Below are 24,577 nucleotides of genomic sequence, written 5' to 3' on the forward strand. Positions count from 1 at the left end.
GCCGGACGGCCCCTCCACCCGCAAAGGACAACTTTCGATGCAATACCGCCAATTCGGCCGCACCGGCCTCCTGGTTTCCGAACTCTGCCTCGGCACGATGACCTTCGGCGGCGCGCCGGGCATCTGGGACCACATCGGCCAGCTGCAGCAAGGCGAGGCCGAAGGCCTCATCGGCCGCTCGCTCGACGCCGGCATCAACTTCATCGACACGGCCGACGTGTACTCCGAAGGCCTGTCCGAAACCATCACCGGCCAGGCGCTGAAGAACCTGAAGGTGCCGCGCGACCGCGTGGTGATCGCCACCAAGGTGCTCGGCGAAACCGGCAGCAAGGGCGTGAACTCGGCCGGCGCCTCGCGCTACCACATCATGGACGGCGTGAAGGCCAGCCTGAAGCGGCTGCAGCTGGACCACATCGACCTGTACCAGATCCACGGCATCGACCCGATCACGCCCATCGAGGAAACGGTGCGCGCGCTCGACGACCTCGTGCGCCAGGGCCACGTGCGCTACGTGGGCGTGTCGAACTGGGCCGCGTGGCAGATCGCCAAGGCGCTGGGCATCGCCGAGCGCGACCGGCTGGCGCGCTTCGAGTCGCTGCAGGCCTACTACACCGTGGCCGGGCGCGACCTGGAACGCGAGCTGGTGCCGATGCTGCGCAGCGAACAGCTCGGCCTGATGGTCTGGAGCCCGCTGGCCGGCGGCCTGCTCAGTGGCAAGGTCGACCGCCACACCGCCACCGCGCAAGGCAGCCGCCGCGCGAGCTTCGACTTTCCGCCGGTGAACGTGGAGCGCGCCTACGACTGCATCGACCTCATGCGCCAGTTCGCCGAGCCGCGCGGCGTGTCGGTGGCGCAGATCGCCCTGGCCTGGCTGCTGCACCAGCCGGTGGTGACCAGCGTGATCGTCGGCGCCAAGCGCATCGACCAGCTGGACGACAACATCGCCGCCACCGAGGTGCGGCTCACGGCCGACGAACTTGCGGCGATCGACAAGGCCAGTGCGCTGGCGCCCGAGTACCCGGGCTGGATGCTGGCGCGCCAGGGCGGCGTGCGCGCCCAGCGGCTGGCCGATTCAGGCCGTCGCGGCTGACACGAGCGGGGCCTCGGTGCGACGCGCGGCATGGGCCGCGCTGGCACGCAACGCGCGCAGGTCGAGGTGTTCGGCGGCCTGCGCGGCCCCGGGCTCTGCCAGGTGCGGCACCACGCCCAGCAGCGGCGCACCGAGCCGGGCGCGCAGCGTCTGCAGGTTGCCTTCGGGCGAGAGCATCTGCGGCTCGACCACGCTCGCGACCCAGCCGGCCAGCACCAGCCCGCGCGCGCGGATCGCCTCGGCGGTGAGCAGCGCATGGTTCAGGCACCCCAGCCGCAGCCCGACCACGAGGATCACGGGCAGGCCCAGCGCCACCGCGAGGTCGGCGGTGTCCAGGTCGTCGCCCAGCGGCACGCAGAAGCCGCCCACGCCTTCCACCACCACCGCATCGGCCTGCGCCGACAGCCGCTCGAAGGCATCGAGCAGCACGGGCAGCGCGACCTGCACGCCCTCTTCCCGCGCCGCCAGGTGCGGCGACATCGGCGCTTTCAACACGTAAGGACAGCGCCAGGCCAGCGGCGCGTCGACGTTGCCGGCCGCCTGCAGGCGCTCGACGTCTTCGTTGCGCCATTCGCCGTCGATGGCATCGAGCCCCGCCGCCACTGGCTTCATGCCGACCGCGCGCAGGCCCGAGGCGGCCAGCAGCGCGAGCATGGCGCTGCTGACCAGCGTCTTGCCCACGCCGGTGTCGGTGCCGGTGACGAACCAGCGGCGCTGTGTCGCTGCTGCCGCCGTCGTCATGCGGCCTCCGGCCACGGTTCGGCCAGGGCCTCGCCCAGCGCGCCGATGAGTCGCGCCACGTCGGCTTCGGTGTGGCTGGCCGACAGCGCGATGCGCAGCCGCGCGGTGCCGGCAGGCACCGTGGGCGGACGGATCGCGCCCACGCGCAGGCCGTGCGCGTCGAGCCGCTCCATGGTCTGCATGGCGCGCGCGTTGTCGCCCACGATGAGCGGCTGGATCGCGGTCGGCGAATCGGCCAGCCAGGCGCTGCCGTCGGCCGGCAGCACCTGCTTGAGGCCGTTGCGCAGCTGGGTGATGCGGGCGCGCAGCTGCGCACGGCGGCGCATGCCCTCCTCGCCCTCGATGAGCGCCAGGCTGGTGAGCAGCGCATGCGCCACCGCCGGCGGCGCGGCCGTCGTGAAGATGTAGGGCCGCGCGCGCTGCACCAGAAAGTCGATCACCGTGCGGTGCGCCGCCACGAAGGCGCCCGACACGCCGGCCGCCTTGCCCAGCGTGCCGATCAGCACCAGCCGCTCGGAGCGCAGCGCCAGCGCCTGCAGCGCGCCGCGCCCGGTGGCGCCGAGCACGCCGAAGCCGTGCGCGTCGTCGATCACCAGCCAGGCGTCGTGCTGCTCGGCCAGCGCCAGCAGCCCCGCGACCGGGGCGATGTGGCCGTCCATGCTGAAGACGGCGTCGCTCACGATGATCTTGACCGGCGCGTCGCACGCGGCGAGCTGCGCGTCGAGCGCCTGCAGGTCGCAGTGCGGGTAGCGTTCCACGCGGGCGCGGGCCAGCCGTGCGCCGTCGATCAGCGAGGCGTGGTTCAGCGTCTCCGAGAAGATCACCGCCTCGCCGTCGCCCAGCGCCGACAGCACCGCCAGGTTGGCCATGTAGCCGGTGCAGAAGAACAAGCTGCGCGCATCGGGAATGTGCGGCGCCATCCATTCGCCCAGCCGCTCCTCGAGCTGCGCATGGGCGCGCGAGTGGCCCAGGATCAGGTGCGAGCCGCCGCTGCCCGTGCCGTAGCGCGCCGCGCCTTCGGCCAGCGCCTCGGCCAGCGCGGGGTGCGCGGCCAGGCCCAGGTAGTCGTTGCTGCTGAAGCCGAGCATGCTGCGCGGCGCAGCGGCGCCGGCCAGCGTGAGGATCTGCTCGGGCGCGCAGGCGGTCTCGGCGATCTGCCGGCGGCGGCGCAGCGAGCGCGCGTCGAGCGCGGTGATCTCGTCCTGCAGGCGTTCAAGCAAGCGCAGCATCGCGGGCTCCTTCTTCGGCGACGGCGCCGGATGCGGTGGTGACGGCTTTGAGCGTCGCGAGCGTGCCGTCCACGAGCTGGTCGATCTCGTCGTCGGCGATGGCGTACGGCGGCATCAGGTACACGGTCGCGCCGATGGGCCGCATCAGCAGGCCGTGATCGCGCGCCGCGAGATGGAAGCGCTCGGCGAAGCGCGCGCCGGGCTCGCGCACGTCGAAGGCAGTGATCATTCCGCGCTGGCGCAGGTGGTCGATCGGCTGGCCGGCGAGCCCCTCGCGCAGCCGCGCCAGCAGGCGCGCGGCGCGGTCCTGGTTGCGGTTCAGCGCGTCTTCCTGCTCGAACAGATCGAGCGTGGCGAGCGCCGCGCGGCAGGCCAGCGCGTTGCCGGTGTAGGAATGCGAATGCAAGAAGCTGCGCGCGGCATCGTCGTCGACGAAGCCCTGGTAGATGGCCTCGCGCGTCATCACCAGCGCCAGCGGCAGGTAACCACCGCTGATGCCCTTCGACAGGCACAGGAAGTCGGGCCAGATGCCGGCCTGCTCGCAGGCGAAGAAGGTGCCGGTGCGCCCGCAGCCGACCGCGATCTCGTCGGCGATCAGGTGCACGCCGAAGCAGTCGCACAGCGCGCGCACGCGGCGCAGGTAGGCCGGATCGTGCATCGCCATGCCGGTGGCGCACTGCACCAGCGGCTCGACGATGACGGCGGCGATGCTGTCGTGCTGCGCGGCAAGGAGCGCCTCGAGCTCGTCGGCGGCGCGGTTCGCCACGGCGGCGGCGTCTTCGCCGGGCCGGGCGGCGCGCGCGTCGGGCGAGGCCACGAGGTGCGCGCTGGCGAGCAGCGGCGCATAGGCATCGCGGAACACGGGCACGTCGGTGACGTGCAGCGCGCCCAGCGTCTCGCCGTGGTAGCCGCCGCGCAGCGCCACGAAGCGGCGCTTCCCGGCGCGGCCTGCGTTGCGCCAGGCGTGGAAGCTCATCTTGAGCGCGATCTCCACGGCCGAAGCGCCGTCGGAGGCATAGAAGCAATGGCCCAGCGCATCGCCCGTGAGCGCCGCCAGCCGCTCGGCCAGTTCGACCGCCGGCGCGTGCGTGCAGCCGGCGAGCATCACGTGCGGCAGCGTGTCCAGCTGCGCCTTGAGCGCGGCGTTGATCGCCGGGTGCGCGTGGCCGAACAGGTTGACCCACCACGAGCTGGTGGCGTCGAGGTAGCGCCGGCCTTCGTGGTCGGTCAGCCAGACGCCCTCGCCGCGCGCGATGGGCAGCGGCGGCGCCACGTCGAGGCGGATGCTCTGGGTGCAGGGGTGCCAGACATGGCGGCGGCTGCGCTGTTGCCAGTCGACGTTGGCATTGGCTGCATCGGCACCTGCGGCGGCTGGCGCGGTCGTGGGGGAGAAAACGTTCGAGGGAGGCACCCGCGCGTTCCTTTCTGGAGGGCAAGGCGGCGGATCGTATCGACGCGAACGCGCCCCGGCAAACGCCCGGAACGCGTGCAAAAAGAAGGTGGAATGACCGAGGTTGGGCGGCGTAGCACGTGCGTTCAGGGCAACGTCGCGCAAGCTGGCGACTTCCTGCAGGGCCGCGTCGGCACGGGGCCGATGCAAGTTGTCCGGCTGCCGTCACAGATGGCGAAGGAATGTCCGCTTTTCAGGGTGCGCGGCGGGTGGACTCCGCTTTTCGGACAGAAGATATGGCTGGTATTCGCAATCGGCTTCAGCCGCGCTTCTCGGCGTTGCGCTTGCGTGTGGCAGCGCCCTTCCTGGCGGATGCCGAGCGTTCGGCGGCGGTGCGGTTCGCCGCTGCGGCGCCACCGAGGCGACCACCCTTGCGAGACGGTGCATGGTTCTCGGGCCGGCCGCGGCCAGCACCGCTCTTCTTGCCGCCGCCGCTCTCGGCATTCACCGTGGCCCAGGCGCGGCGCTCAGCCTCGCCCTTGGCCACGCCGCGGTGCTCGTAGCCTTCCTCGATGTGCTCGGCCTTGCGTTTCTGCTTGTCCGTGTAGGACGACTTGTCGCCTCTTGGCATGTCTGCGCTCCTTCAATCAAAGGGGATGAAAGAAGCCTTCATGCTGGCCGCCTGTGAGCCGCCATGGGTCGGAAGAGGCAGGCGCTGCGCGTCAGCGCAGTCTGTCGTGCGCGCTCAGGCCGACAACACGTTCGCGAGGTCGGCCTTCAGGGCCGTGGCGCGTTCCGGCGCCCGCGCGAGCCCCGCCTCGACCAGCGCCTGCGCCCGTGCGCGGTCGCCCAGGTGCATCGCGATCCGTGCGAAGTGCAAGGCGGTGCGCGCATGGATCTGGTGCGGGTCGGTCTCTTGCAGCATCTGTTCGAAGCTCTGCGGATAGCTGCCATGCCGTGCGAAGAAGGTACGCCCCGGCCCTTCCCACTCGCTCACGATGAATTCGACGTTTTCTTCGGCCTGTTCTTTCGTCTCGCCATAGGCCCATCCGAACGCCGCGCCGGGCGGTGGGTCCAGGCGGTCGCGGAACACGCAGTGCGATTCTTCGAGCGCCTCGGGCGCCACCGGCGTTCCGCCCTCGGGCGGCAAGAAGTCCAGGTGCGCGCCGAGGTTCAGGTAGCAGGCCTTGCCGCCGCTCGCACCCTGCACGTTGAACACGTGGATCACCGGCCCGTCGATGCGCCGCAGCGTCTGGCCCGAACCCTCGAAGCCTTCGGCCTTGAGCACGGGAAAGAGGTGGTGCGTGAGCAGCTTGAGGAAGGTGGTGCGGTTCATGGCGCGCGGGGTCTCCGGGTACGCAAGGTGATCGAATAACGCAGGCCCTCGGTCGGGGCGATGGCATGTTGCCATGCCCAGCGCGCCGGTCCGCGCAGCAGGTACACGGAGCGCGGCTCGACGAGGACCTCGAGCGCGGCCGGCCCCGACGCGGGTGCGCCGGGCACGTAGGGCCTGAACTGCATCACCGCGTCGCCGTGCAGCGAGACGCCGACGATGTCCTCGAAGTCGGGCACGTCGCGGTGCCAGCCCAGCGGCGTGCCGGGGCGGTACTCGGCGATCAGCACGTGGGTGAGGTCTTCGGGCGCCAGGCCGGCCCAGGCAGCGGCTTTCGCGCGCAGCGGGTGCAGCGCCTCGGGCAGCGGCGCGCCGGGCTTGAGGCGGTTCGTGTCGAAGTCGTAGCTGCCGCCGAAGCTGGTGCCGCGCCGGCGGGCGGTGTATTCCTTGTAGCGCATCTCCTTGAGCGGCAGGTCCTGCACGATGCGCAGCAGGCCGGCTTCTTCGTCGCGCGACAGGAACCCGGGTTCGTAGCGCAGGCCTTCGATGGCCGCCACGGGCGCCTCGCCGAACAGGTCGGGCTGGCCGGCGTGCTCAAGGCGTCGGGTGGCGCGCATCGTCTTCCCCAGCCTCCCCGGCCAGTTGCACATGCCACCAGCGCGGCAGCAGCTCGCGGATCTCGGCGCGCGCGAAGCGGTCGTCGAGCAGGTGCAGCACGCCCGTGTCGGCCTCGGTGCGGATCACGCGGCCGGCGGCCTGCACCACCTTCTGCAGGCCCGGGTAGAGGTAGGTGTACTCGTAGCCCTTGCCGAAGCGCGACTGCATGCGCTCGCGCGTGATCTCGTTGAGTTCGTTGTACTGGGGCAGCCCCAGGCTCGCAACGAAGGCGCCGATGAGTCGGCTGCCCGGCAGGTCGATGCCTTCGCCGAAAGCGCCGCCGAGCACGGCGAAGCCGATGCCCTGCCCGCCTTCTTCGAAGCGCGCCACGAAATCGTGGCGGTCGGTTTCGCGCATGCCGCGCGTCTGCGTCCACACGGGCACGCCGGGGTGGCGCAGCGAGAACGCAGCGCAGGCCTTGTCCAGGTAGTCGAAGCTGCTGAAGAAGGCCAGGTAGTTGCCGGGCAGGCGTTCGAACTGCGCGCCGATGATGTCCGTCACATGGCGCAGCGAGCCGGCGCGGTCGCGAAAGCGCGTGGAGACGCCGGTCGCCACCTCGACGCGCAGCTGCTGGCCGCGAAATGGCGATTCGACGTCGAGCAGCGCCGTGTCTTCGGGCAGGCCGAGCGCGTCGCGGTAGAACGCGAACGGCGCGAGCGTGCCCGAGAAGCAGGTGACCGACACCGCATCGGCGAAGCGGCCTTCGAGGAACGGCCCGGGCACGAGGTTGCGGATGGCCAGGCCGCGCTGCTCCTGCGTGGCGCCCAGCGTGCGCTCGAACACCGAGTGGTCGTCGAAGACCTCGGCCAACCGCGCGAAGTGCAGCGCATCGAAGAAGAAGCGCTGCAGCGGCCCCTGCGCCGCGTCGGGCGTGGCGGCGAAATGCTCGGCCATCGCGGTGTTGGCGGCCTGCAGCGTGCGCAAAAAGCGCTCGGGGATCTCGTCGGCGGTGTCGTAGCCGGCGGTCTGCGCCTGCTGCAGCGTGTCCCATTCGCGGAACAGCCGCGCCAGCGGGCCGCGCACGGCGGCGGGCGCGACGCGGTGCGCTTCTTCCAACGCGGCGCCTTCGAGCTTGGCGGTGTACATGCCGCGTGCGCGCTCCAGCAGGTTGTGCGCCTCGTCGACCAGCACGGCGACGCGCCAGTTGGCGTCCTTCATGCTGGCGAACAGGAACGCGCTGCTGTCGAAGTAGTAGTTGTAGTCGCCGACGACGACGTCGCTCCAGTGCGTCATTTCCTGCGCCAGGAAATAGGGACACACCTCGTGCGCGAGCGCGACCCGCCGCAGCGCCTCGCGGTCGAGCCAGCCCACCTGCGCGGCCTCGGCGCGCGCGGCCGGCAGGCGGTCGTAGAAGCCGCGCGCCAGCGGGCAGGCCTCGCCGTGGCAGGCGCGGTCGGGGTACTCGCAGACCTTCTCGCGGGCCGCGAGTTCGAGCACGCGCGGCCGGTGGGCGCCGCCCTGCCCCAGCACGCGCAAGGCGTCGAGCGCCACGGGCCGCCCGGAGGTCTTGGCGGTGAGGAAGAACACCTTGTCGAGCTTGTGCGCCGCGCGCGCCTTGAGCAGCGGAAAGAGCGTGGCCAGCGTCTTGCCGATGCCCGTGGGCGCTTGCGCCAACAGGCAGCGCCCGCCCACGGCGGCGCGGTAGACCGCCTCGGCCAGTTCGCGCTGGCCGGTGCGGAAGTCGGCGTGGGGAAACTCGAGTTGCGTCAGTGCGTCGTCGAGCGCGCCGCGGTGCGCGGCCTCGCGCTGCGCCCAGTCGCTGTAGCAGGCGCACAGGGTCTCGAAGTGCGTGCGCAGGGTGTCGCGCGTGTGCTGCTCATCGAGCACGGTTTCGTCGCCGCTGGCCAGGTCGAGGTAGACCAGCGCGACGGTCAGCTGCTCGAGCCCTTCCTGCTCGCACAGCATCCAGCCGTAGCAGCGCACCTGGGCCCAGTGCAACGCGCGGTGGTTGGCGCGGATGGCGTCGAAGTCGCCGCGGAAGGTCTTGATTTCTTCCACCCGCGCCTGCGCCGGGTCGTAGCCGTCGGCCCGGCCGCGCACGCGCAGTGTGCCGCAGGTGGTGGCCAGCGGCACCTCGCTCTGGTAGTCGCCGCCGCGCCGGGCCTGCACCAGCGCGTGGCCGGCCATGCCTTCGAGCGCGCTGGGCGCAGGCACGAAGCGCAGGTCGAGATCGCCCGCCTTCGCGCCGAAGGCGCACAAGGCCTTGACGGACACGACGTGCGCCGCCGAAACGGCGGCTGACGGAGCGGAATGGAGGTCGGAAGGCATGCTGCCGATACTGGATGAAATCACAGTATAGCGAGCGCCGAATGCGGCAATACGTCACACAAATCGGTATCGAGGCCTTCTCCGACAGGTCAAATGATCTTTTTCGGCAAGACTTGACAAGTTTTGCTTACAAATGCATTCATGAAAACTCCCTCCGCGATCGACCCCGTCGAATTCGACCGCCTGCTCAGCCGCAACCTCAAGCTGCCGCTGCTGGGCGGACTGATCGGCGCCGTGGCGTTCGTCGCGCTGATCCTGTATCTGCTGACGAGCCTGAGCTGGGTCGAGCACACCGACCAGGTCACGCGCGCCGCCAGCGAACTGCAACGCCGTTCCATCGACATGGAAACGGGCATGCGCGGCTTCCTGATCACCGGCGAGGAGAGCTTTCTCGAGCCCTACCAGTCCGCCCTGCCGCGCCTGAAGGCCGACACCGACGCGCTGCGCCGCCAGGTGTCGGACAACCGCCAGCAGGTGGAGCGCGTCGACCGCATCGTCGGCCTGCAGGAGTCGTGGCTGACCTTCGCGCGGGAAATGATCGAGGCGCGGCGCAACGGCGTCGATCCGCAGGCCACCGTCCGGCTGGGCCGCGGCAAGCGCCTGACCGACGACCTGCGCGCCGAGTTCACGGCCTTCATGGACACCGAGCAGACGCTGCGCTTCCAGCGCAACACCGAAGCCAACCGCACGAGCTGGTGGGTGGTCGGGCTGTTCCTTCTCTTCACGCTGGTGTACTCGGGCCTGGTGGCGTTCTTCGGCCGCCGGCAGCTGATGCGCCTGTCCGACAGCTACGACGTGGTGCTGGGCGAACAGGCGGCGCACGCCGAGCGCCTGTCGCAGGAGGCCTGGCTGCGCAATGCGCAGACCGAGCTGGTGGGCGAGCTGGTTGGCGAACTCAGTGCGCCGGACATGGGCCGCAAGATCCTGGCGTTCTTCTCGCGCCACCTCGGCAGCTCGGTCGGCGCGCTCTATGTGCGCGAGCGCCACGGCCCGCTGCGTCGCGCCGCGAGCTACGGTTTCTCCAGCGAGGCCGAAGCCTCGCCGCAGGTGTTCTCCCCCACCGAAAGCCTGGTCGGCCAGGCGGCGGCCGAGCAGCGCCGCATGCTGATCGACCCGGTGCAGGCCGACTACCTGAAGGTCAACTCCGGCCTCGGCGAGATGGCGCCCAAGGCCGTGCTGCTGCTGCCGGTGGCGGCCGATGGCGCCGTCAACGGCGTGCTCGAACTCGGCCTGCCGGGCACGCCCGACGCGCGCAGCGAGCAACTGTTCGACCTCGTGGCCGACGACATCGGCACCTCGCTGGCGGCGGCGCGCTACCGCGAACAGCTGCAGGACGTGCTGGCCGAAACGCAGCAGCTCAACGAAGAGCTGCAGGTGCAGCAGGAAGAGCTGCGCACCGCCAACGAAGAGCTCGAAGAACAGTCGCGCGCCCTGCGCGCCTCGCAGGCCATGCTGGAGAACCAGCAGGCCGAGCTGGAGCAGACCAACAGCCAGCTGTCGGAACGCACCGAAGCGCTCGACCAGCGCAACACCGCGCTGCGCCGCGTGCAGCGCGACCTGGAAGACCGCGCCGACGAGCTGCAGCGCGCCAGCCGCTACAAGTCGGAGTTCCTGGCGAACATGTCGCACGAACTGCGCACGCCGCTGAACAGCGCGCTCATCCTGGCCAAGCTGCTGGGCGACAACCCGCAGGGCAACCTGTCGCTGGAGCAGGTGAAGTTCGCGGAATCGATCTACGCCTCGGGCAACGACCTGCTGGTGCTGATCAACGACATCCTGGACATCGCCAAGGTCGAGGCCGGCAAGCTCGAACTGGTGCCGGAAGAGGTGCCGCTCGACAAGCTGGCCCAGAGCCTGGAAAGCACCTTCCGCCCGCTCGCGACCGACAAGAACCTGGAGTTCCGACTGGAGCTGCGGCCTGACGCGCCGGCCCTGCTGGTCACCGACCGCCAGCGCGTGGAGCAGATCCTGAAGAACCTGCTGTCGAACGCGATCAAGTTCACCGAGCGCGGCGAAGTGGCGCTCACGGTGTCGGCCACGGCCGACGGCGGCGCGGCCTTTGCGGTGCACGACTCGGGCATCGGCATCGACCCGCAGCAGCACGAGCTGATCTTCGAGGCCTTCCGCCAGGCCGACGGCACCACCAGCCGGCGCTACGGCGGCACGGGGCTGGGCCTGTCGATCTCGCGCGACCTCACGCAGCTGCTGGGCGGCTCGCTGACGGTGAAGAGCGAGGCCGGCCAGGGCAGCACCTTCACGCTGCAGCTGCCGCCGCGCGCGCCGCAGACCTCGCCCGCGCCGGCCACGCCCGTCGGCACGCTGCGTTCGGTGTCGACGTCTTCGCATGCGCCCGCCGTGCTGTCGCCGCCGCCGCTCGCGCCCCCTGCCCCGGCGCCCGTGGTGCCGGCCCCGCGCTTCGCGGACGACCGCTCGATTCCGCGCGACCAGGTGCGCCGCGTGCTGGTCATCGAGGACGAGCCGCAGTTCGCCCACATCCTGTACGACCTGGCGCACGAGCTGGGCTACCGCTGCCTGGTGGCGCACGGCGCGGCCGACGGCTTCGAGCTGGCCACGCAGTTCGTGCCCGACGCGATCCTGCTGGACATGCGCCTGCCCGACAGCACCGGCCTGGACGTGCTGCAAAAGCTCAAGGACTCGCCGCACACGCGCCACATCCCGATCCACGTGGTCTCGGCCGCCGACAACGCGCAGGCCGCCGCGCTGCACATGGGCGCCATCGGCTTCGCGCTGAAGCCGGCCACGCGCGAGGAGCTGACCAAGGTGTTCGGCCGGCTGGAAGAAAAGCTCACGCAGAAGGTCAAGGTCGTGCTGCTGGTGGAAGACGACGCCTTGCAGCGCGAGAGCGTGATCCGGCTGATCGGCGACGACGACATCGAGATCGTCGCCGTCGGCTCCGGCGAGGAAGCGCTGGCGCTGCTGCGCACGCGCGTGTTCGACTGCATGATCACCGACCTGCGGCTGCCCGACATGCAGGGCAGCGAACTGCTCAAGGCCATGGCGGCGGAAGAGATCGTGTCGTTCCCGCCGGTCATCGTCTACACCGGGCGCAACCTCACGCGCGACGAAGAGACCGAGCTGCAGCGCTACTCGCGCTCGATCATCATCAAGGGCGCGCGCTCGCCCGAACGGCTGCTCGACGAGGTGACGCTGTTCCTGCACAAGGTGGAGGCCTCGCTGTCCAGCGAACGCCAGGGCATGCTGAAGACGGCGCGCGGACGCGACCGCATCTTCGAGGGCCGCACCATCCTCCTGGTGGACGACGACGTGCGCAACATCTTCGCGCTCACCAGCGCGCTGGAGCAGCGCGGCGCCACGGTCGAGATCGGCCGCAACGGCCGCGAGGCGCTGGAGCGCCTGGACCAGGTCAGCGAGATCGACCTCGTGCTGATGGACGTGATGATGCCGGAGATGGACGGCCTGGAAGCCACGCGCCACCTGCGCGCCGACCCGCGCTTCGCGAAGATGCCGGTGATCGCCATCACCGCCAAGGCCATGAAGGACGACCGCGACCAGTGCCTGGCCGCGGGCGCCAGCGACTACCTGGCCAAGCCGGTCGACCTGGAGCGCCTGTTCTCGCTGTTGCGCGTGTGGATGCCGAAGATGGAGCGCCTGTGACCCGCAAGCCCCTTCCCGCCGCGCTGCAGGACCCGGCCACCGCCCCCATGCAGCCCCAGCCGCTGAGCGACACCGAGATCGAGCTGCGCCTGCTGATGGAGGCCATCTACCTCAAGTACAGCTACGACTTTCGCAACTACACCACCGCCTCGCAGAAGCGCCGCGTGCTGTATGCGCTGGAGCAGCTCGAGCTGCCCAGCATCTCGGCGCTGCAGGATCGCGTGCTGCGCGACGCGGCGCTGTTCGGCCAGCTGCTGCAGTTCCTGACCATTCCGGTGAGCGAGATGTTCCGCGACCCGGCCTACTTCCTGGCGCTGCGCCGGCACGTGGTGCCGATCCTGCACACCTACCCGTCGGTGAAGGTGTGGGTGGCGGGCTGCAGCACGGGCGAAGAGGTGTTCTCGCTGGCCATCCTGCTGCGCGAGGAAGGCCTGCTCGCGCGCACGCAGATCTACGCCACGGACATCAACCCGGCCTCGCTCGAGAAGGCGCGCCAGGGCATCTTTCCGCTCGAGGCGATCCGCGGCTACACGGCCAACTACCAGCGCGCGGGCGGCCTGAGCGCGTTCTCCGACTACTACACCGCCGCCTACGAGGCCGCGCGCTTCGACCCCTCGCTGTGCGCCGACGTGATCTTTGCCGACCACAGCCTGGCCACCGACAGCGTGTTCGCCGAGACGCAGCTGGTGTCGTGCCGCAACGTGCTGATCTACTTCAACCGCCAGCTGCAGGACCGCGCGCTCGGACTGTTCCACGAGTCGCTGTCGCACCGCGGTTTTCTCGGCCTGGGCTCGAAGGAAAGCATCGACTTCTCGGGCTACGCCGACCGCTTCGACGCCCACGCGCGCGCCGAGCGCATCTACCGCAAGGTCGCATGAAGCGCGCCGGCACGCAGCACCGTCCGTTTCCGGTTCGCCGTGTCGAAGCCGTGGTGCTCGGCGCCTCGGCCGGCGGCATCGACGCGCTCAGCGCGGTGCTCGACGGCCTGCCGGCCAACTGGCGCATTCCGATGGCGGTGGTGCTGCACCTGCCCGAATCGCACGAGAGCCACCTGGCCGAGATCTTTGCGCAGCGCCTGCCGATTCCCGTGCACGAGGCGCTCGACAAGATGCCGCTGGTGGACGGCTGCCTGTACTTCGCGCCGCCGGGCTACCACCTGTCGATCGAGCGCGGGCGCCGCTTTTCGCTGAGCTGCGAGCCGCCCGTGCTGTTCTCGCGCCCGTCCATCGACGTGCTCATGGCCTCGGCCGCCGATGCCTACGGGTCGTCGGTGGCCGGTTTTCTCATGACCGGCGCCAACGAAGACGGCGCCGAAGGCCTGCTGCGCATCCACCGCGCCGGCGGACTCACCGCCGTGCAAGACCCGAAAGAAGCCCTGGTTCCCACCATGCCCCTCGCCGCCATTGCGCGCCACGCCCCCGACCACGTGCTCCGGCTGCGCGACCTGCGCATCCTGCTGCAGCTACTGGAGCCCGCCCATGCCCATTGAGGTCGAAAGCAAGCTGCTGATCGTCGACGACCTGCCCGAGAACCTGCTGGCGCTCGAGGCGCTGATTCGCGCGCCCGGACGGCTGGTGTACCGCGCCGGCTCGGCCGAGGCTGCGCTGGCGCTGCTGCTGGAGCACGAATTCGCGCTCGCCATCGTCGACGTGCAGATGCCCGGCATGAACGGCTTCGAGCTGGCCGAGCTGATGCGCGGCACCGAGCGCACGCGGCACATCCCGATCATCTTCGTGAGCGCCGCCGGGCGCGAAATGAACTACGCCTTCCAGGGCTACGAAAGCGGCGCGGTCGACTTCCTGCACAAGCCGCTCGATCCGCATGCGGTGGTCAGCAAGGTGAGCGTGTTCGTCGATCTGCACCAGCACCGCAAGGCGCTGCGCCATGAAATGGAATCGCTGGCCGCCGCGCACCGCAAGCAGGAAGAGCTGGTCCAGCAGCTGCAGCACACGCAGCGCGAGCTGGAGCGCGCGGTGCGCATGCGCGACGACTTCATGTCGATGGTGTCGCACGAGCTGCGCACGCCGCTGAACACGCTCTACCTGGAGGCGCAGCTGCGGCAGCTGCACCTGTCCAAGGGCAAGCTGGACAGCTTCTCGCCCGAGAAGCTGCCCACCATGATCGAGCGCGACCAGCGGCAGATCCGCAACATGGTGCGGCTCATCGACGACATGCTCGACGTGACGCGGCTGCGCCGCGACGCGCTCTCGATCCAGACCAAGCCGGTCGACCTGGCCGAGCTGGCCCGCGCCGTGGTCGACAACCTGCGCCACCAGGCCGAGGCCGCGGGCTGCACCATCAGCCTGGACGCGCCCCCCGCGCTGCGCGGCGTGTGGGACGAGTTCCGCATCGAACAGGTGCTGACCAACCTGCTGACCAACGCGCTGCGCTACGGCGGCGGCAAGCCGGTCGAGATGACGGTGCGCCAGGACGGCGACCACGCGGTCGTGAGCGTGCGCGACCAGGGCATCGGCATCTCGCCCGAGGACCACCAGCGCATCTTCGAGCAGTTCGAGCGCACCGACGTCAGCCGCAAGCACGCGGCCGGCCTGGGCCTGGGCCTGTACATCACGCACAAGATCGTGAGCCTGCATGCGGGCCGCATCGGCGTGGAGAGCACGCCGGGCCACGGCGCGCGCTTTTTCGTCAAGCTGCCGCTGCAGCCGCCGCCCGCCTCGGCCCACACCGGGAAGTAACAAACAAGGCCTCTGTTACGGATTCCGGTAGGCACAGCGTCGATACTGCGGGATCGCAATCAATGGATGCCGAGAGAAAACAACTGTGAATGTGCTGATCGTCGACGACAACGAGGCCGCAGCCGACCTGCTGCGGGAGCTGCTGACGCTGCAGGATCACACCGCCCGCTGCACCTACACGGCGCAACAGGCGCTGGACGCGGCAGCCGGCGAGCGCTTCGATGCGGCGCTGATCGACCTCACCCTGCCCGACTTCCCGGGCACCGAGGTGGCGCGCCGGCTGCGTGCCACCGCCGCCGAAGGCACGCCGCGGCTGCTGGTGGCGATTTCTGGTTTTTCGGAGCGGGACGCGGCGAATGCGGCGCCGGGCGAGGTGCTGTTCGACCACCACCTGCAAAAGCCCATCGACATCGGGGCGCTCGAGCGCATCCTCGCGCCGGGCTGATCCGACCCCCTCCTCACCTGTCAGCGCATCGCGCGGTAGCGGTAGAGGCGAAAGCCTTCCTTCTGGATGAAGCCGCTGGGCTCCCAGCCGCGTGCGAGCGCACGGTCGGTGATCTGCGCCATCTGCAGGCCGATGCTGTCCTGGAGGTTGTCCCCCACGGCCAGCTCGAACTTACGGAGTTCGCCGTCCAGGGCCTCCACCGCCGCAATGGCGGCCTCGACATCGGTGAAAGGCCGAACGCTGGTCTGCATTTTTTGTCGCTCCTTCGGCACTCTGCGCGCCTGTTGAACGATGCAAGGCAAGTGTCATGCCCCGGGGCCCAAACCCTCTGCAGGCATGAAATGAATTCTTTGATCTTACAAATGTGACTGAATGTGACGTTTTCGTCAGAGTTCACGCCAAGAATTGGCATGCCTGCAAGCTTGCGGGTGGCCGGTCAATCGCGGTCGTCATCGTCGTCATCATCGTTCGGCGCACGGTAGGGATAGCCGGGACCGTAGTACAGGCGCCCGCGCGGCGGGACGTAGATCGGGGCCGGCCGGTAGTACACGGGCGGCGGCGGACGGTAGTAGGCCCGCGGCGGTGGCGGTTCGTAGTAGATCGGGGCCGGGTACGCATAGACGGGCGGCGGCACGTAGTACGGCGGCGCATAGACCGCGCCGGGCGTGCCGATCTGCACCGACCAGCTCGTGCGCGCGCTGGCGGCACCCGTGGCGAGCAGCGCGCCGGCGGCGATCGCGGCGACGGCGGCCCATCTGAAAACGGAAGAATCGCTTGGGGAATGCATGGTGGCTCCAGGCCTGGCGCGAACGGCGCCGGCGTGGTCCTGCAACGCCACATGTCCCTGCGTGGTGCACCTCGAAGCGCACCAGCTGGTTGCCAAACGTGAACGGGATTTTCAGTCGGCCTTCAGTTCACGATGGCCCGGCGCGACAGCATCACGTCGTCGCCCGTCGTGTTGAAGGCGATGGTCGGCGCGCTGAAATCGCTCAGCGGCGCGCCCAGGCCGATCTCGCCGCGGCCGTGCAGCACGCACTCGTCGCGCCGCAGCGCGATCTCGTGGCTCGGCCCGCCGTTGCCGTGGAAGCGCACCCAGGTGCCGTAGGTGCTGACGTCGATCAGCACGCAACTGCCCTGCCGCTCCTCGATGCGCGCATGCAGCCGCGACACGCGCGGGTCGTTGACCACGAACTGCGCGTCGCCCACGCGACCCAGGTGAATCGGCAGCTGGTCGATGCGGAACATCGAGCGCACGTCGAGCCATGCGAGTTCGATGCGGCCGAAGGTGGAATCGGGCAGCCGCGCCGGCAGCAGCGCGGCCGGCACGGTGAGGAAGCTCGTCAGGTCTTCCTGCCAGTCGATGCGGTGGACGATCGACATCTCGGTGCGCCCGCGGATGCTGATCGGCCCGAGGTCGCGGTGCTGCACAGCGCCTTCATGCAGTTGCTGGATCACCGCCTCGGTGACCCAGATCTGGCCCGGCCCGGCCAGGTCGCTCAGGCGTGAGGCCAGGTTGACGGCGTCGCCGAAGCAATCGCCCTCGACCTCGACCACGTCGCCGCTGGCCACGCCGATCTGCAGCGCCATGCGCAGCGGCACGGGCCAGCCGGCCAGGCGCTTCTGGTGGTAGCGCTGCAACTCGATGACCGCGTGCGTGGCGGCGGCGCCGCTGGTGAAGATGGCGAACACGCCATCGCCCAGCGATTTCACGACCCGGCCGCCGTGGGCCTCGCACACGCGTCCTATCCATTGGGTCAGCCGCGTCACGGTCTCGGTGGCACGTGCATTCCCCATGGCCTCGAAGACCCTGGTACTTCCGGTCAAGTCCGCGAAAACGACTGTGGAATTGACACCCATACTGTTTTTTCTTGGCGGCAAGCGCTGGTTATGTTGCTCTGGACCTTTCGCCGCTCCTGCGAGAAGTTTCCCCGACATGCGCCTTCACATGCAAGGAACGATCCGCAGAAGCTTCTTGTTGACGCTGCATCGACGGGGCCAGCTTGGCGCATCGTGCAGATGAATGCCAAAGTTTTTTAATACTTTTGCGCTCAAAATTCAAATGACAACAAAAGAGACCGCTAAAGCTTGTTGTTTGCAAACAAGAAACGGTGTTTCACATCTTGTGTCCCGGCGAACTGAGGCTTAAGGTAGCGACCGTCTCAGCTCCCGGCAATACGCTTTTCGTGACATGCTGCTCTTTCGCCGCCTTTTTCAGCTCCTGAACGTACCCGGCCTGGGCTCGCGGCAGGTTGCGGAAAGTCAGCTCGGGCGCATCCGCACGGCGATGCTGTCGGTGCTCCAGGGCCGCGGTGGCCAATCGATCCAGCGTGTCAGCCAACGCGTGCGCTTTGCGGTCGATGTCGAGACCCTCTGGTACCTGCGTCAGGACGTGATGGTGGCGCTGAGCGCCATCGACGGCGAATCGGCCGCGCGGCGCCAGATGAAAGAAATCAACAGCATGTTCAAGGGCGGCCTGCCCGGCTCGATGGGCCCGCGCGTCCATCAGCGTTTCACCAACCAGTGATGTCCTGATCGGCCGGCATCGCAGCGGCACCGGTGGCCGCCTGCGTGCTGGTTCAATGGTCGTGGCCGTGATGGTCGTGACCGTGGTGATCATGGTCATGGTGGCCATGCCGATGGCCCCACACCAGGAACACGTCGCGCCCCTCGGCGGCCAGCGCCACCTTCGCGCCCACCGGCAGCAGCACCTTGGTCTGCACATGCCCGAACGGCAGGCCGGCAATCACCTGCACCTTCTTCAGGCTTGAACGCAGCCGGTCGATCACCGTGTTCATGCCGAAGCCGCGGTCGTAGCCGGCGATGTTGCGCACGCCGGTGAACTGGCCGAACACGACGGCCTTCTGGCGCGCCAGCACGCCCGCGAGCTTCAGCTGGTCGAGCATGCGTTCGATGCGGTACGGGTGTTCGTTGGTGTCTTCGATGAAGAGCACGCCCTTGTCGACCACCGGGAAGTACGGCGTGCCCAGCAGGCTGGTCAGCACGCAGAGGTTGCCGCCCCAGAGCACGGCGTCTTCGACCGGCTTGACCTTGAGCTCGGCGTCGCGCGCCGGCATGCGCCAGCCGGTGCCTTCGCCCTGCCCGCTCAACAGGTCATCGAAGCAGGCTTCCATGATGTCGTCGGCACCACCTTCGGCGCCGAAGTCTTCGCCGACCGCGGGGCCCGACCAGGTGACGGCGCCGTTCTTGGCCAGCAGTGCGTTCTGCAGGGCCGTGAAGTCGCTGCAGCCGACGAACTCGGTGCCCTTGTCGATGGCCTTGGCCAGCGCCTTGTACGGCAGCGCGTCGAGGATGCGCGTGAGGCCGTAGCCGCCGCGCGCGATCAGCGCCACGTCGGCGCCGCTGGCGGCTGCGCGCGAGATGGCGGCAAGCCGGGTGGCGTCGTCGCCCGCGAAACGCTGGTGCGCCAAGAGCGCGGCTTCATCGACTTCGACTTCATGGCCCAGGGCCTTGAGCCGCGCCACGCCGCGCCGGAAGGCGGCCTTGTCGCGAATGGCACTGGAGGGGGAATAGATGTAGATATGTTTGGACGTCACGTCGTCGAGTATCCCATTGCGTCCCGGATCTGCCGGGCCAGGGGGGTGGCCTGCGCCGCCGTGGGACCGCCCGATGCAGCCCGTGGGCCCAGCGCGCGCAGCGCGGCTTCGTAGCCCCGGTCGGGGAACGGCGCGCGCCAGGCGTCCTTGGCGCGCACGCCGCTGTCGAGTGCGGTTAGCGTCGCGCTGAAGCGGCCCGGCGCCGCCGTTTGCAGCAGCGCGGCCAGTTCGCCGCCCGCCGCGCTGTGCAGCAGCGCGAGCGGTTCGGGATGCACCTGGTCGAGCCAGGCCAGCAGCACGTCGCGGTGCCATTCGAGCCGGTGCGTGGCTTCGCGCTTGGGCTTGTCGCTCTTGCCGAAGCCGATCAGGTCGGGCACCAGCGTGCGCAGGCCGGGCGTGCCGACGAGGTGGCGGAAGAAGTAGCCCCACTCGCCCGGACCATGCAGGCACAGGCAATCGGCCACGCGGCCATCGCTGCCGGCCGGGCCGGTCTCGTCGATCCAGTGCAGGCGCCAGCCCTGCAAGATTGGCAGGTCCTCGACGTGATGCGGAGCGAAGCCGAAATCGGTGAGCGCGGCAAAGCGTTCGACGGGCGTACGCAATGCATCGTCGCGCAACGGCTCGGCCTGCGCGCGCGCGGCGCTGCGGCGCTGCTGGAAGAAGCGCTGCAGCAATGCGCTGCAGTCGTCGGCCAGCACGCCGCCCTGCACGCGCGTGTGATGGTTCAGCTTCGGCTCGGCGAAGAGATCGAGCACCGAGCCCGCGGCGCCGGTCTTGGGGTCGGCGGCGCCGAACACCACGCGCGCCAACCGCGAATGCAGCATCGCGCCCGCGCACATCGCGCAGGGCTCGAGCGTGACGAAGAGCTCGCAGCCGTCGAGCCGGTAGTTGCCGAGCGCGGCGGCGCCGGCGCGCAGGGCGTTGATCTCGGCGTGCGCGCTCGGGTCGTGCTGCGCCACGGGCGTGTTGCGGCCGGTCGCGATGACCTGGCCGTCCTTCACCAGCACCGCACCCACCGGCACCTCGCCCGCGTCGGCCGCGCGCTGCGCTTCCTGCAGCGCGAGCGCCATCCAGTGCGCGTCCGATGTCGATGCGGCCGGCTCAGTTGTCATCGGGCATCTTGCGGGCCTGGGCCGCGGCGTCGAGGGCGTCCTTGACCTGTTGCTGGACCTGCTGCGCCTGCGTGCGTGCATCGACCGCCGCAGGAGCCGACACGCCGGGCGCTGCCGGTTGTTTGGCGATGGCGGTGCGCGACAGCTGCTGCTTCGCCAGCAGCCCGACGACCACCAGCGCGAGCACGAGGCCGATCAATCCGAACATCCGCATCTCAGCGCGCCTCCGGTGCGACGGCCATGCCGAGCCGGTCCATCCACACGGCCAGCGCCTGCTCGTCGGCCGAGCCGGCGCGGTAGACCTCGCGCATCGCTGCGTGCGATTCGGGCCGGTGCTGGTTGAGCTTGATCTTGCATTGCAGCGCCGTCACGTGCAGCTCGAAGCCCATGATGCCGGCCAGCATCTTGCGCTGGAACTCCTCGCCGAGGTCCTTCCACTGCTGGGCGTAGGCCGGCTCGTGGTCGCCGATGAGCTTCTTGAGCAGCGCGTCCTTCGCCTCGGGCGTTTCGACGAGCCGGGCTTCGACGGTGCAATGGACCGCGAGGTAGTTCCATGTCGGCACCCGCGCCAGGTCGGGATAGACCGAAGGCGACAGGTAGGCGTGCGGCCCCTGGAACACCACCACCGCGCGCGGCCGCGCCTGCAGGTAGCGCCAGTGCGGATTGGGCTTGGCGCAGTGGCCGAGCAGCACCAGCGCATCGCCCTCGCGCTGCTCGGCCACGATGGGCAGGTGCGTGATGAAGGGCAGGCCCTCGTCGTCGTTCGAGATCAGGTTGGCAAAGGGGTGGTCGCGCATGAGGCCCAGCGCGACGGCCGGGTCCTTGGCGTTGAACTGCGGAGGCATGTACATGGGGCGGGTTCCTCGTGGGGAGGTCCGATTGTCCCCGAGTCGCCCCCGGCTTGCGGTGCGGCAGGCTACTTGGCGCGTGCCGCTTCGAGCTGCTTCACCATCGCGGTGTAGCCGCGCGCCTTTGCGAGCTGCAGCGGCGTGAGGCCCTGGCGGTCGGCCAGTTGCAGGTTGGCGCCGCCGGCGATCAGCGCGGCCAGCGTGCGCTGGTGGCGCGCACCACCGTCGCCGAGCACGATCGACTCGATCACCGCCGTCCAGTGCAGGTTGTTGACATGGTCCAGCGGCGCACCCGCTGCGACCAGCCGGCGCACGACCTCGTCGTGTCCCAGGTGTGCGGCCGCGATCAATGCGGTGCCGTCGTAGCGGCTGGTGACCTGCCCGGGCTTGGCGCCCAGTTGCAGCAGCAGCGTGAGCGTGGTCACGTCGTCGGCCACGGACGCAATGGTCACGGCGTCGTAGCGGTCGTCTTCGAGCAGGTCGATGTTCGCGCCCGCCTTGGCGAGCAGCGCCACGGCGTCGCGCTGGCGCGCATAGGTGGCGACCTGCAGCGGCGTGCGGCCGCGCGCGTCGCGCACATCGAGGCTGGCGCCGGAAGCGATCAGGCTCTTGAGCTTGGGCAGATCGCCGTGCCAGGCCGCGCGATGCAGGCCCTCGTAGGCCAGCACCTCGGCGGCCAGCGGCGGCACCTGGGCCGCCGCGCCGGGCGCGGCGCTCCAGCCGATCGCGGCGGCGAGCACCGCCGACCAGAGACCGCGCGCCGTCATCAGAGCTGGCCCTTGACCTTCTCGAGCGCGGCGTTGGCGCACTGCTCGTCGAGGTGGCCGCCGGGCGCACCGCCCACGCCCACGGCGCCGATCACTTCGTTGCCCGACTTGATCGGCACGCCGCCGCCCAGCAGCAGGAAGCCCGGCAGGTACACGAGGTTGGCGGCGCCGGGGTTCTTCTGGGCGCCTTCCATCATGGCTTGCGTGGGGCTCTTGGCCGAAGCCGAGGTCCAGGCCTTGCGTTCGCTCGACGACAGCGTGTGCGGGCCGGCGTTGTCGGCGCGCTGCACGGCGCGCACGGTGCCGGCGCGGTCGACCACGGTGGCGGCCACGTTGTAGCCGTTGGCGGCGCAGGCGGCCACGGTTTCTGCGGCGATCTGGTTGGCCAGCGCAAGCGAGATGTTTTTCTCGGTGCGAACAGCGGGGGCCGGCGTCTGGGCCTGGGCGACGGAAGCAGCGAGCAGAACGGCGAGGCCGCCAACGCGGATGATCGATTGCATGTGTTGTTTCTCCAGTGATGAGAGGGTTCGTGCCGGCCTGTGCCGACCACGGTGTCACTGTAAAAAATACGGTCCGCTGCAACCATTCGTACGGCTACGCCCGGCACTCCGTAGAACTACGGAGCGCCCTCTTCTCCTGCATCCGACGCCAGCACGGCGTAGCGCCGGATCAGCTGCGCCAGCGAGTCGCAATCGAGCTTGGCGAACAGGTTGGCGCGGTGGGTCTCGACGGTGCGCGGCGACAGCGCCAGCACGCGCGCGATCTCCTTGTTGGTGAGCCCCTGCACGATGAAGGCCAGCACCTCGCGCTCGCGCTCCGACAGCTGCGCCACCCGCTCGCGCGCGGCGTTGTCGGCCTGCGAGCGCTCGCGCGTGCGCACATGCTGGCGCACGGCCTGCTGCAGGGCTTCGAGCAGCTGCTCATCGTCCACCGGCTTCTCCAGGAACTCGGCCGCGCCGGCCTTGAAGGCGCGGCGGCACATCTCGACCGTGCCGTGGCCGGTCAGCATGATCACGGGCTGGTCGACGCCCTGCGCCACCAGCCGGTCGAGCACCGTAAGCCCGCTGATGCCGGGCATGCGCACATCGAGCACGATGGCGCCGACGCTCGCGCGGTCGAAGCCGTCGATGAAGGCCTGCGGATCGGCCCAGCCCTGCACGCGCAGGCCGACCGTGCCGATCAGCAGCGAGAGGCTGTCGCGCACGGCCTGGTCGTCGTCGATCAGGTGGATCAGGGGCGATTGGGGCTGGTCGGCGGTGGCGGTCAACGTGTTCATGTCGAGGGTGCCACCAGCGGCAGCAGCAAGGTGAAGCGCGCGCCACGCGGCGAGGCGTTGGCGGCGCTCAGGCTGCCGCCCATGCCGCTGGCCAGCGTTTCGCTCAGGCTCAGGCCGAGGCCCAGGCCGCCTTCGCGCGTGCTGAAGAAGGGTTCGAACAGGCGCGGCAGCGCCTCGGGCGCGATGCCGCGGCCGTTGTCGGTGACGGTCAGCACGCCCTCCTCGCCGTTGCGCCCGACCGAGACCACGAGGCGCCGCTCGGCGGCGGGCACGAGGTCCAGCGCCTGCGTCGCGTTCATGAGCAGGTTGTGCACGATCTGCTCCAGCGCCACGGCCTCGGCCTGCACGCGCACGGGCGCCTGCGCGCTGGCGTCGAACTGGGCCGCCACGCCGTGGCGCGCGAACTCGGGCGCCAGCAGGTGCATGGCGCTGCGCACCACCTCCTGCAGCACCAGCGGCTTCACGTCGCCACCGGCCTCGGGGCGCTCGATCACGCGGCGCAGGCGGCCGACCACGCCGGAGGCACGGCGGGCCTGCTCGACGGCCTGCCCCATCGCGTCGCGCGCGGTGGCGAGGTCGGGCGGATCGTCGTCGAGCAGGCGGCGCGCGGCCTGGGCGTTGGCCAGCACGGCCGTGAGCGGCTGGTTGAGTTCGTGCGCCAACCCGGCCGACAGCTCGCCCAGCGCATTGAGGCGCGCGACCTGGCCCAGGCGCAGCAGCTCTTCGGCGCGGCGCCGTGCGATGCGCTGGCGTTGCGCGGCCCACAGGCCCGCCAGCAGCAGCGCCATCGCCACCGCCCAGCCGCCGATGGTGCGCCACGGCAGCTCGGCCCAGCCGACCTGGCGCTCGGCCACCAGCTCGAAAGGCTGGCTCGGCGACGCCAGTTCCTTGCTCAGGCTGTAGCGCCAGCCGTGCGCGGCCGCTTGGCCGTGTTGCAGCACCAGTTGCTGGCCGTCGCGCTGCAGGACCAGGCGCACGGGACTGCGCTGCGGGTTCATCGGCCAGTCGCGCCAGGGCACCGAGCCGACGAGGTCGATCTCAAGCGCGTAGCTCAGCGGCTCCGAGCCGATCACGAGCTGGTAGCGGCCGTGCGCCAGGTCGAGCACGGCCAGGTCGGCGCGGCGCTCGGCGCGCGAGCGGGCCTCGGCGGCGGCCAGCGCATCGGCGTGCTCGGCATCGGGCCAAGGCTCGTCGGCCGCGCGCCGCTGCACGCGCAGGATCGACGAGTACACCGACGGCAGGCGCCGCTCGGGGTAGTCCGCGCCGGCGTTGGGTTCCAGCAAGGCGAGCGTGGCCAGCACGGCGTCGTACTGCACCACCTGCTGGCTCATGAGGCGGTGCGCGATGCGCGCGTCGGTCTCGAAATCCTGCTGGAGCCGGGTCAGCTCGGCGCGCGCGAACCACACGGCGCCGGCGGCCGTGAGCACCAACCAAGCCAGCCACCAACCACCCCGCGTACGCAACCACTGTGTCATGGCGCGGATTGTGCCCGGCGCCGACGGGCCTCCCCGCTTGGCCGAAAATGCCGACCCAGA

25 protein-coding genes are annotated in these 24,577 nt (G+C 69.9%); 7 read left to right on the plus strand and 18 right to left on the minus strand.

The annotated features are described in order from the left end of the window. Positions 1-37: 37 nt before the first annotated feature. Positions 38-1,090, plus strand: coding sequence for an aldo/keto reductase (locus tag AC1RLW_RS05020; RefSeq protein WP_493192384.1), 1,053 nt, complete (start codon positions 38-40; stop codon positions 1,088-1,090). Here the strand turns inward: AC1RLW_RS05020 and bioD are convergent. From bioD to AC1RLW_RS05055, 7 genes are all read right to left on the minus strand, one after another. Next, positions 1,073-1,831: a dethiobiotin synthase gene (bioD, locus tag AC1RLW_RS05025; RefSeq protein WP_493192385.1), complete on the minus strand. Its 759-nt coding sequence runs from the start codon at positions 1,829-1,831 to the stop codon at positions 1,073-1,075. The two genes, AC1RLW_RS05020 and bioD, sit on opposite strands and share 18 nt — an antisense overlap. Beyond that, positions 1,828-3,060, minus strand: a complete 1,233-nt coding sequence (gene bioF / locus AC1RLW_RS05030) for an 8-amino-7-oxononanoate synthase (RefSeq protein ID WP_493192386.1) — start codon at positions 3,058-3,060, stop codon at positions 1,828-1,830. Before bioF ends, bioD begins: the two co-directional genes overlap by 4 nt. After that, the gene (locus AC1RLW_RS05035) at positions 3,044-4,471 is read right to left on the minus strand and encodes an adenosylmethionine--8-amino-7-oxononanoate transaminase (protein WP_493192387.1); all 1,428 of its coding nucleotides are present in this window, start codon (positions 4,469-4,471) and stop codon (positions 3,044-3,046) included. Before AC1RLW_RS05035 ends, bioF begins: the two co-directional genes overlap by 17 nt. Positions 4,472-4,769: 298 nt before the next feature. After that, positions 4,770-5,081, minus strand: a complete 312-nt coding sequence (locus AC1RLW_RS05040; protein ID WP_493192388.1) for a plasmid stabilization protein — start codon at positions 5,079-5,081, stop codon at positions 4,770-4,772. A 114-nt stretch (positions 5,082-5,195) separates the two neighbouring features. Next, positions 5,196-5,786: a DUF4304 domain-containing protein gene (locus tag AC1RLW_RS05045; RefSeq protein WP_493192389.1), complete on the minus strand. Its 591-nt coding sequence runs from the start codon at positions 5,784-5,786 to the stop codon at positions 5,196-5,198. Next, positions 5,783-6,400: an alpha-ketoglutarate-dependent dioxygenase AlkB gene (locus AC1RLW_RS05050; RefSeq protein ID WP_493192390.1), complete on the minus strand. Its 618-nt coding sequence runs from the start codon at positions 6,398-6,400 to the stop codon at positions 5,783-5,785. The genes AC1RLW_RS05045 and AC1RLW_RS05050 overlap by 4 nt, the downstream gene beginning before the upstream one ends. After that, positions 6,378-8,708, minus strand: coding sequence for an ATP-dependent DNA helicase (locus tag AC1RLW_RS05055; RefSeq protein WP_493192391.1), 2,331 nt, complete (start codon positions 8,706-8,708; stop codon positions 6,378-6,380). Before AC1RLW_RS05055 ends, AC1RLW_RS05050 begins: the two co-directional genes overlap by 23 nt. 141 nt (positions 8,709-8,849) lie before the next feature. Between AC1RLW_RS05055 and AC1RLW_RS05060 the strand changes: the two genes are divergently transcribed. The 5 genes from AC1RLW_RS05060 to AC1RLW_RS05080 all read left to right on the plus strand — a co-directional run bounded on the left by AC1RLW_RS05060 (position 8,850) and on the right by AC1RLW_RS05080 (position 15,485). Beyond that, the gene (locus tag AC1RLW_RS05060; protein ID WP_493192392.1) at positions 8,850-12,344 is read left to right on the plus strand and encodes a response regulator; all 3,495 of its coding nucleotides are present in this window, start codon (positions 8,850-8,852) and stop codon (positions 12,342-12,344) included. A gap of 47 nt (positions 12,345-12,391) precedes the next feature. Beyond that, on the plus strand, positions 12,392-13,222 hold the full coding sequence (locus AC1RLW_RS05065; protein WP_493193059.1) for a CheR family methyltransferase: 831 nt from the start codon (positions 12,392-12,394) through the stop codon (positions 13,220-13,222). Continuing rightward, entirely contained in the window at positions 13,219-13,833 is a 615-nt protein-coding gene (locus tag AC1RLW_RS05070; protein WP_307693691.1) for a chemotaxis protein CheB, read from the plus strand. The genes AC1RLW_RS05065 and AC1RLW_RS05070 overlap by 4 nt, the downstream gene beginning before the upstream one ends. After that, complete coding sequence (locus AC1RLW_RS05075; RefSeq protein WP_493192393.1) at positions 13,823-15,040, plus strand: hybrid sensor histidine kinase/response regulator; 1,218 nt, start codon at positions 13,823-13,825, stop codon at positions 15,038-15,040. Before AC1RLW_RS05070 ends, AC1RLW_RS05075 begins: the two co-directional genes overlap by 11 nt. An 85-nt stretch (positions 15,041-15,125) precedes the next feature. Continuing rightward, positions 15,126-15,485, plus strand: a complete 360-nt coding sequence (locus AC1RLW_RS05080) for a response regulator (RefSeq protein WP_070060569.1) — start codon at positions 15,126-15,128, stop codon at positions 15,483-15,485. 20 nt (positions 15,486-15,505) lie between these two features. Here AC1RLW_RS05080 and AC1RLW_RS05085 read toward each other — a convergent pair whose 3' ends face one another. From AC1RLW_RS05085 to AC1RLW_RS05095, 3 genes are all read right to left on the minus strand, one after another. Then, entirely contained in the window at positions 15,506-15,736 is a 231-nt protein-coding gene (locus tag AC1RLW_RS05085) for a hypothetical protein (protein WP_070060568.1), read from the minus strand. Between the two features lie 185 nt (positions 15,737-15,921). After that, the gene (locus tag AC1RLW_RS05090) at positions 15,922-16,272 is read right to left on the minus strand and encodes a hypothetical protein (protein ID WP_307583582.1); all 351 of its coding nucleotides are present in this window, start codon (positions 16,270-16,272) and stop codon (positions 15,922-15,924) included. Between the two features lie 122 nt (positions 16,273-16,394). Then, entirely contained in the window at positions 16,395-17,342 is a 948-nt protein-coding gene (locus AC1RLW_RS05095; protein ID WP_062480056.1) for an adenylate/guanylate cyclase domain-containing protein, read from the minus strand. A gap of 331 nt (positions 17,343-17,673) precedes the next feature. On the opposite strand from AC1RLW_RS05095, the gene AC1RLW_RS05100 reads away from it, so the two are divergent. After that, positions 17,674-18,009, plus strand: coding sequence for a hypothetical protein (locus tag AC1RLW_RS05100; protein ID WP_062480058.1), 336 nt, complete (start codon positions 17,674-17,676; stop codon positions 18,007-18,009). 52 nt (positions 18,010-18,061) lie between these two features. On the opposite strand, the gene AC1RLW_RS05105 is transcribed toward AC1RLW_RS05100, so the two are convergent. From AC1RLW_RS05105 to AC1RLW_RS05140, 8 genes are all read right to left on the minus strand, one after another. Further along, on the minus strand, positions 18,062-19,039 hold the full coding sequence (locus tag AC1RLW_RS05105) for an LD-carboxypeptidase (protein ID WP_493192394.1): 978 nt from the start codon (positions 19,037-19,039) through the stop codon (positions 18,062-18,064). Beyond that, on the minus strand, positions 19,036-20,151 hold the full coding sequence (tadA, locus tag AC1RLW_RS05110; protein ID WP_493192395.1) for a tRNA adenosine(34) deaminase TadA: 1,116 nt from the start codon (positions 20,149-20,151) through the stop codon (positions 19,036-19,038). Before tadA ends, AC1RLW_RS05105 begins: the two co-directional genes overlap by 4 nt. Beyond that, positions 20,141-20,359, minus strand: a complete 219-nt coding sequence (locus tag AC1RLW_RS05115; protein WP_493192396.1) for a hypothetical protein — start codon at positions 20,357-20,359, stop codon at positions 20,141-20,143. Before AC1RLW_RS05115 ends, tadA begins: the two co-directional genes overlap by 11 nt. 7 nt (positions 20,360-20,366) lie before the next feature. Beyond that, positions 20,367-21,002 carry an FMN-binding negative transcriptional regulator gene (locus tag AC1RLW_RS05120; RefSeq protein WP_493192397.1) on the minus strand — a complete coding sequence of 212 codons (636 nt, stop codon included), beginning with the start codon at positions 21,000-21,002 and terminating at the stop codon, positions 20,367-20,369. Positions 21,003-21,067: 65 nt separating this feature from the next. Beyond that, on the minus strand, positions 21,068-21,766 hold the full coding sequence (locus tag AC1RLW_RS05125; RefSeq protein ID WP_493192398.1) for an ankyrin repeat domain-containing protein: 699 nt from the start codon (positions 21,764-21,766) through the stop codon (positions 21,068-21,070). After that, entirely contained in the window at positions 21,766-22,266 is a 501-nt protein-coding gene (locus AC1RLW_RS05130; protein WP_056581174.1) for a GlcG/HbpS family heme-binding protein, read from the minus strand. The genes AC1RLW_RS05125 and AC1RLW_RS05130 overlap by 1 nt, the downstream gene beginning before the upstream one ends. A gap of 116 nt (positions 22,267-22,382) precedes the next feature. Continuing rightward, on the minus strand, positions 22,383-23,042 hold the full coding sequence (locus AC1RLW_RS05135) for a response regulator transcription factor (RefSeq protein WP_095947697.1): 660 nt from the start codon (positions 23,040-23,042) through the stop codon (positions 22,383-22,385). Then, positions 23,039-24,517 (minus strand): sensor histidine kinase, encoded by a 1,479-nt coding sequence (locus AC1RLW_RS05140; RefSeq protein ID WP_493192399.1) that lies wholly within the window; start codon positions 24,515-24,517, stop codon positions 23,039-23,041. Before AC1RLW_RS05140 ends, AC1RLW_RS05135 begins: the two co-directional genes overlap by 4 nt. Positions 24,518-24,577: the final 60 nt, after the last annotated feature.

This window comes from Variovorax sp. GW822-FHT04A09 (assembly GCF_058801005.1).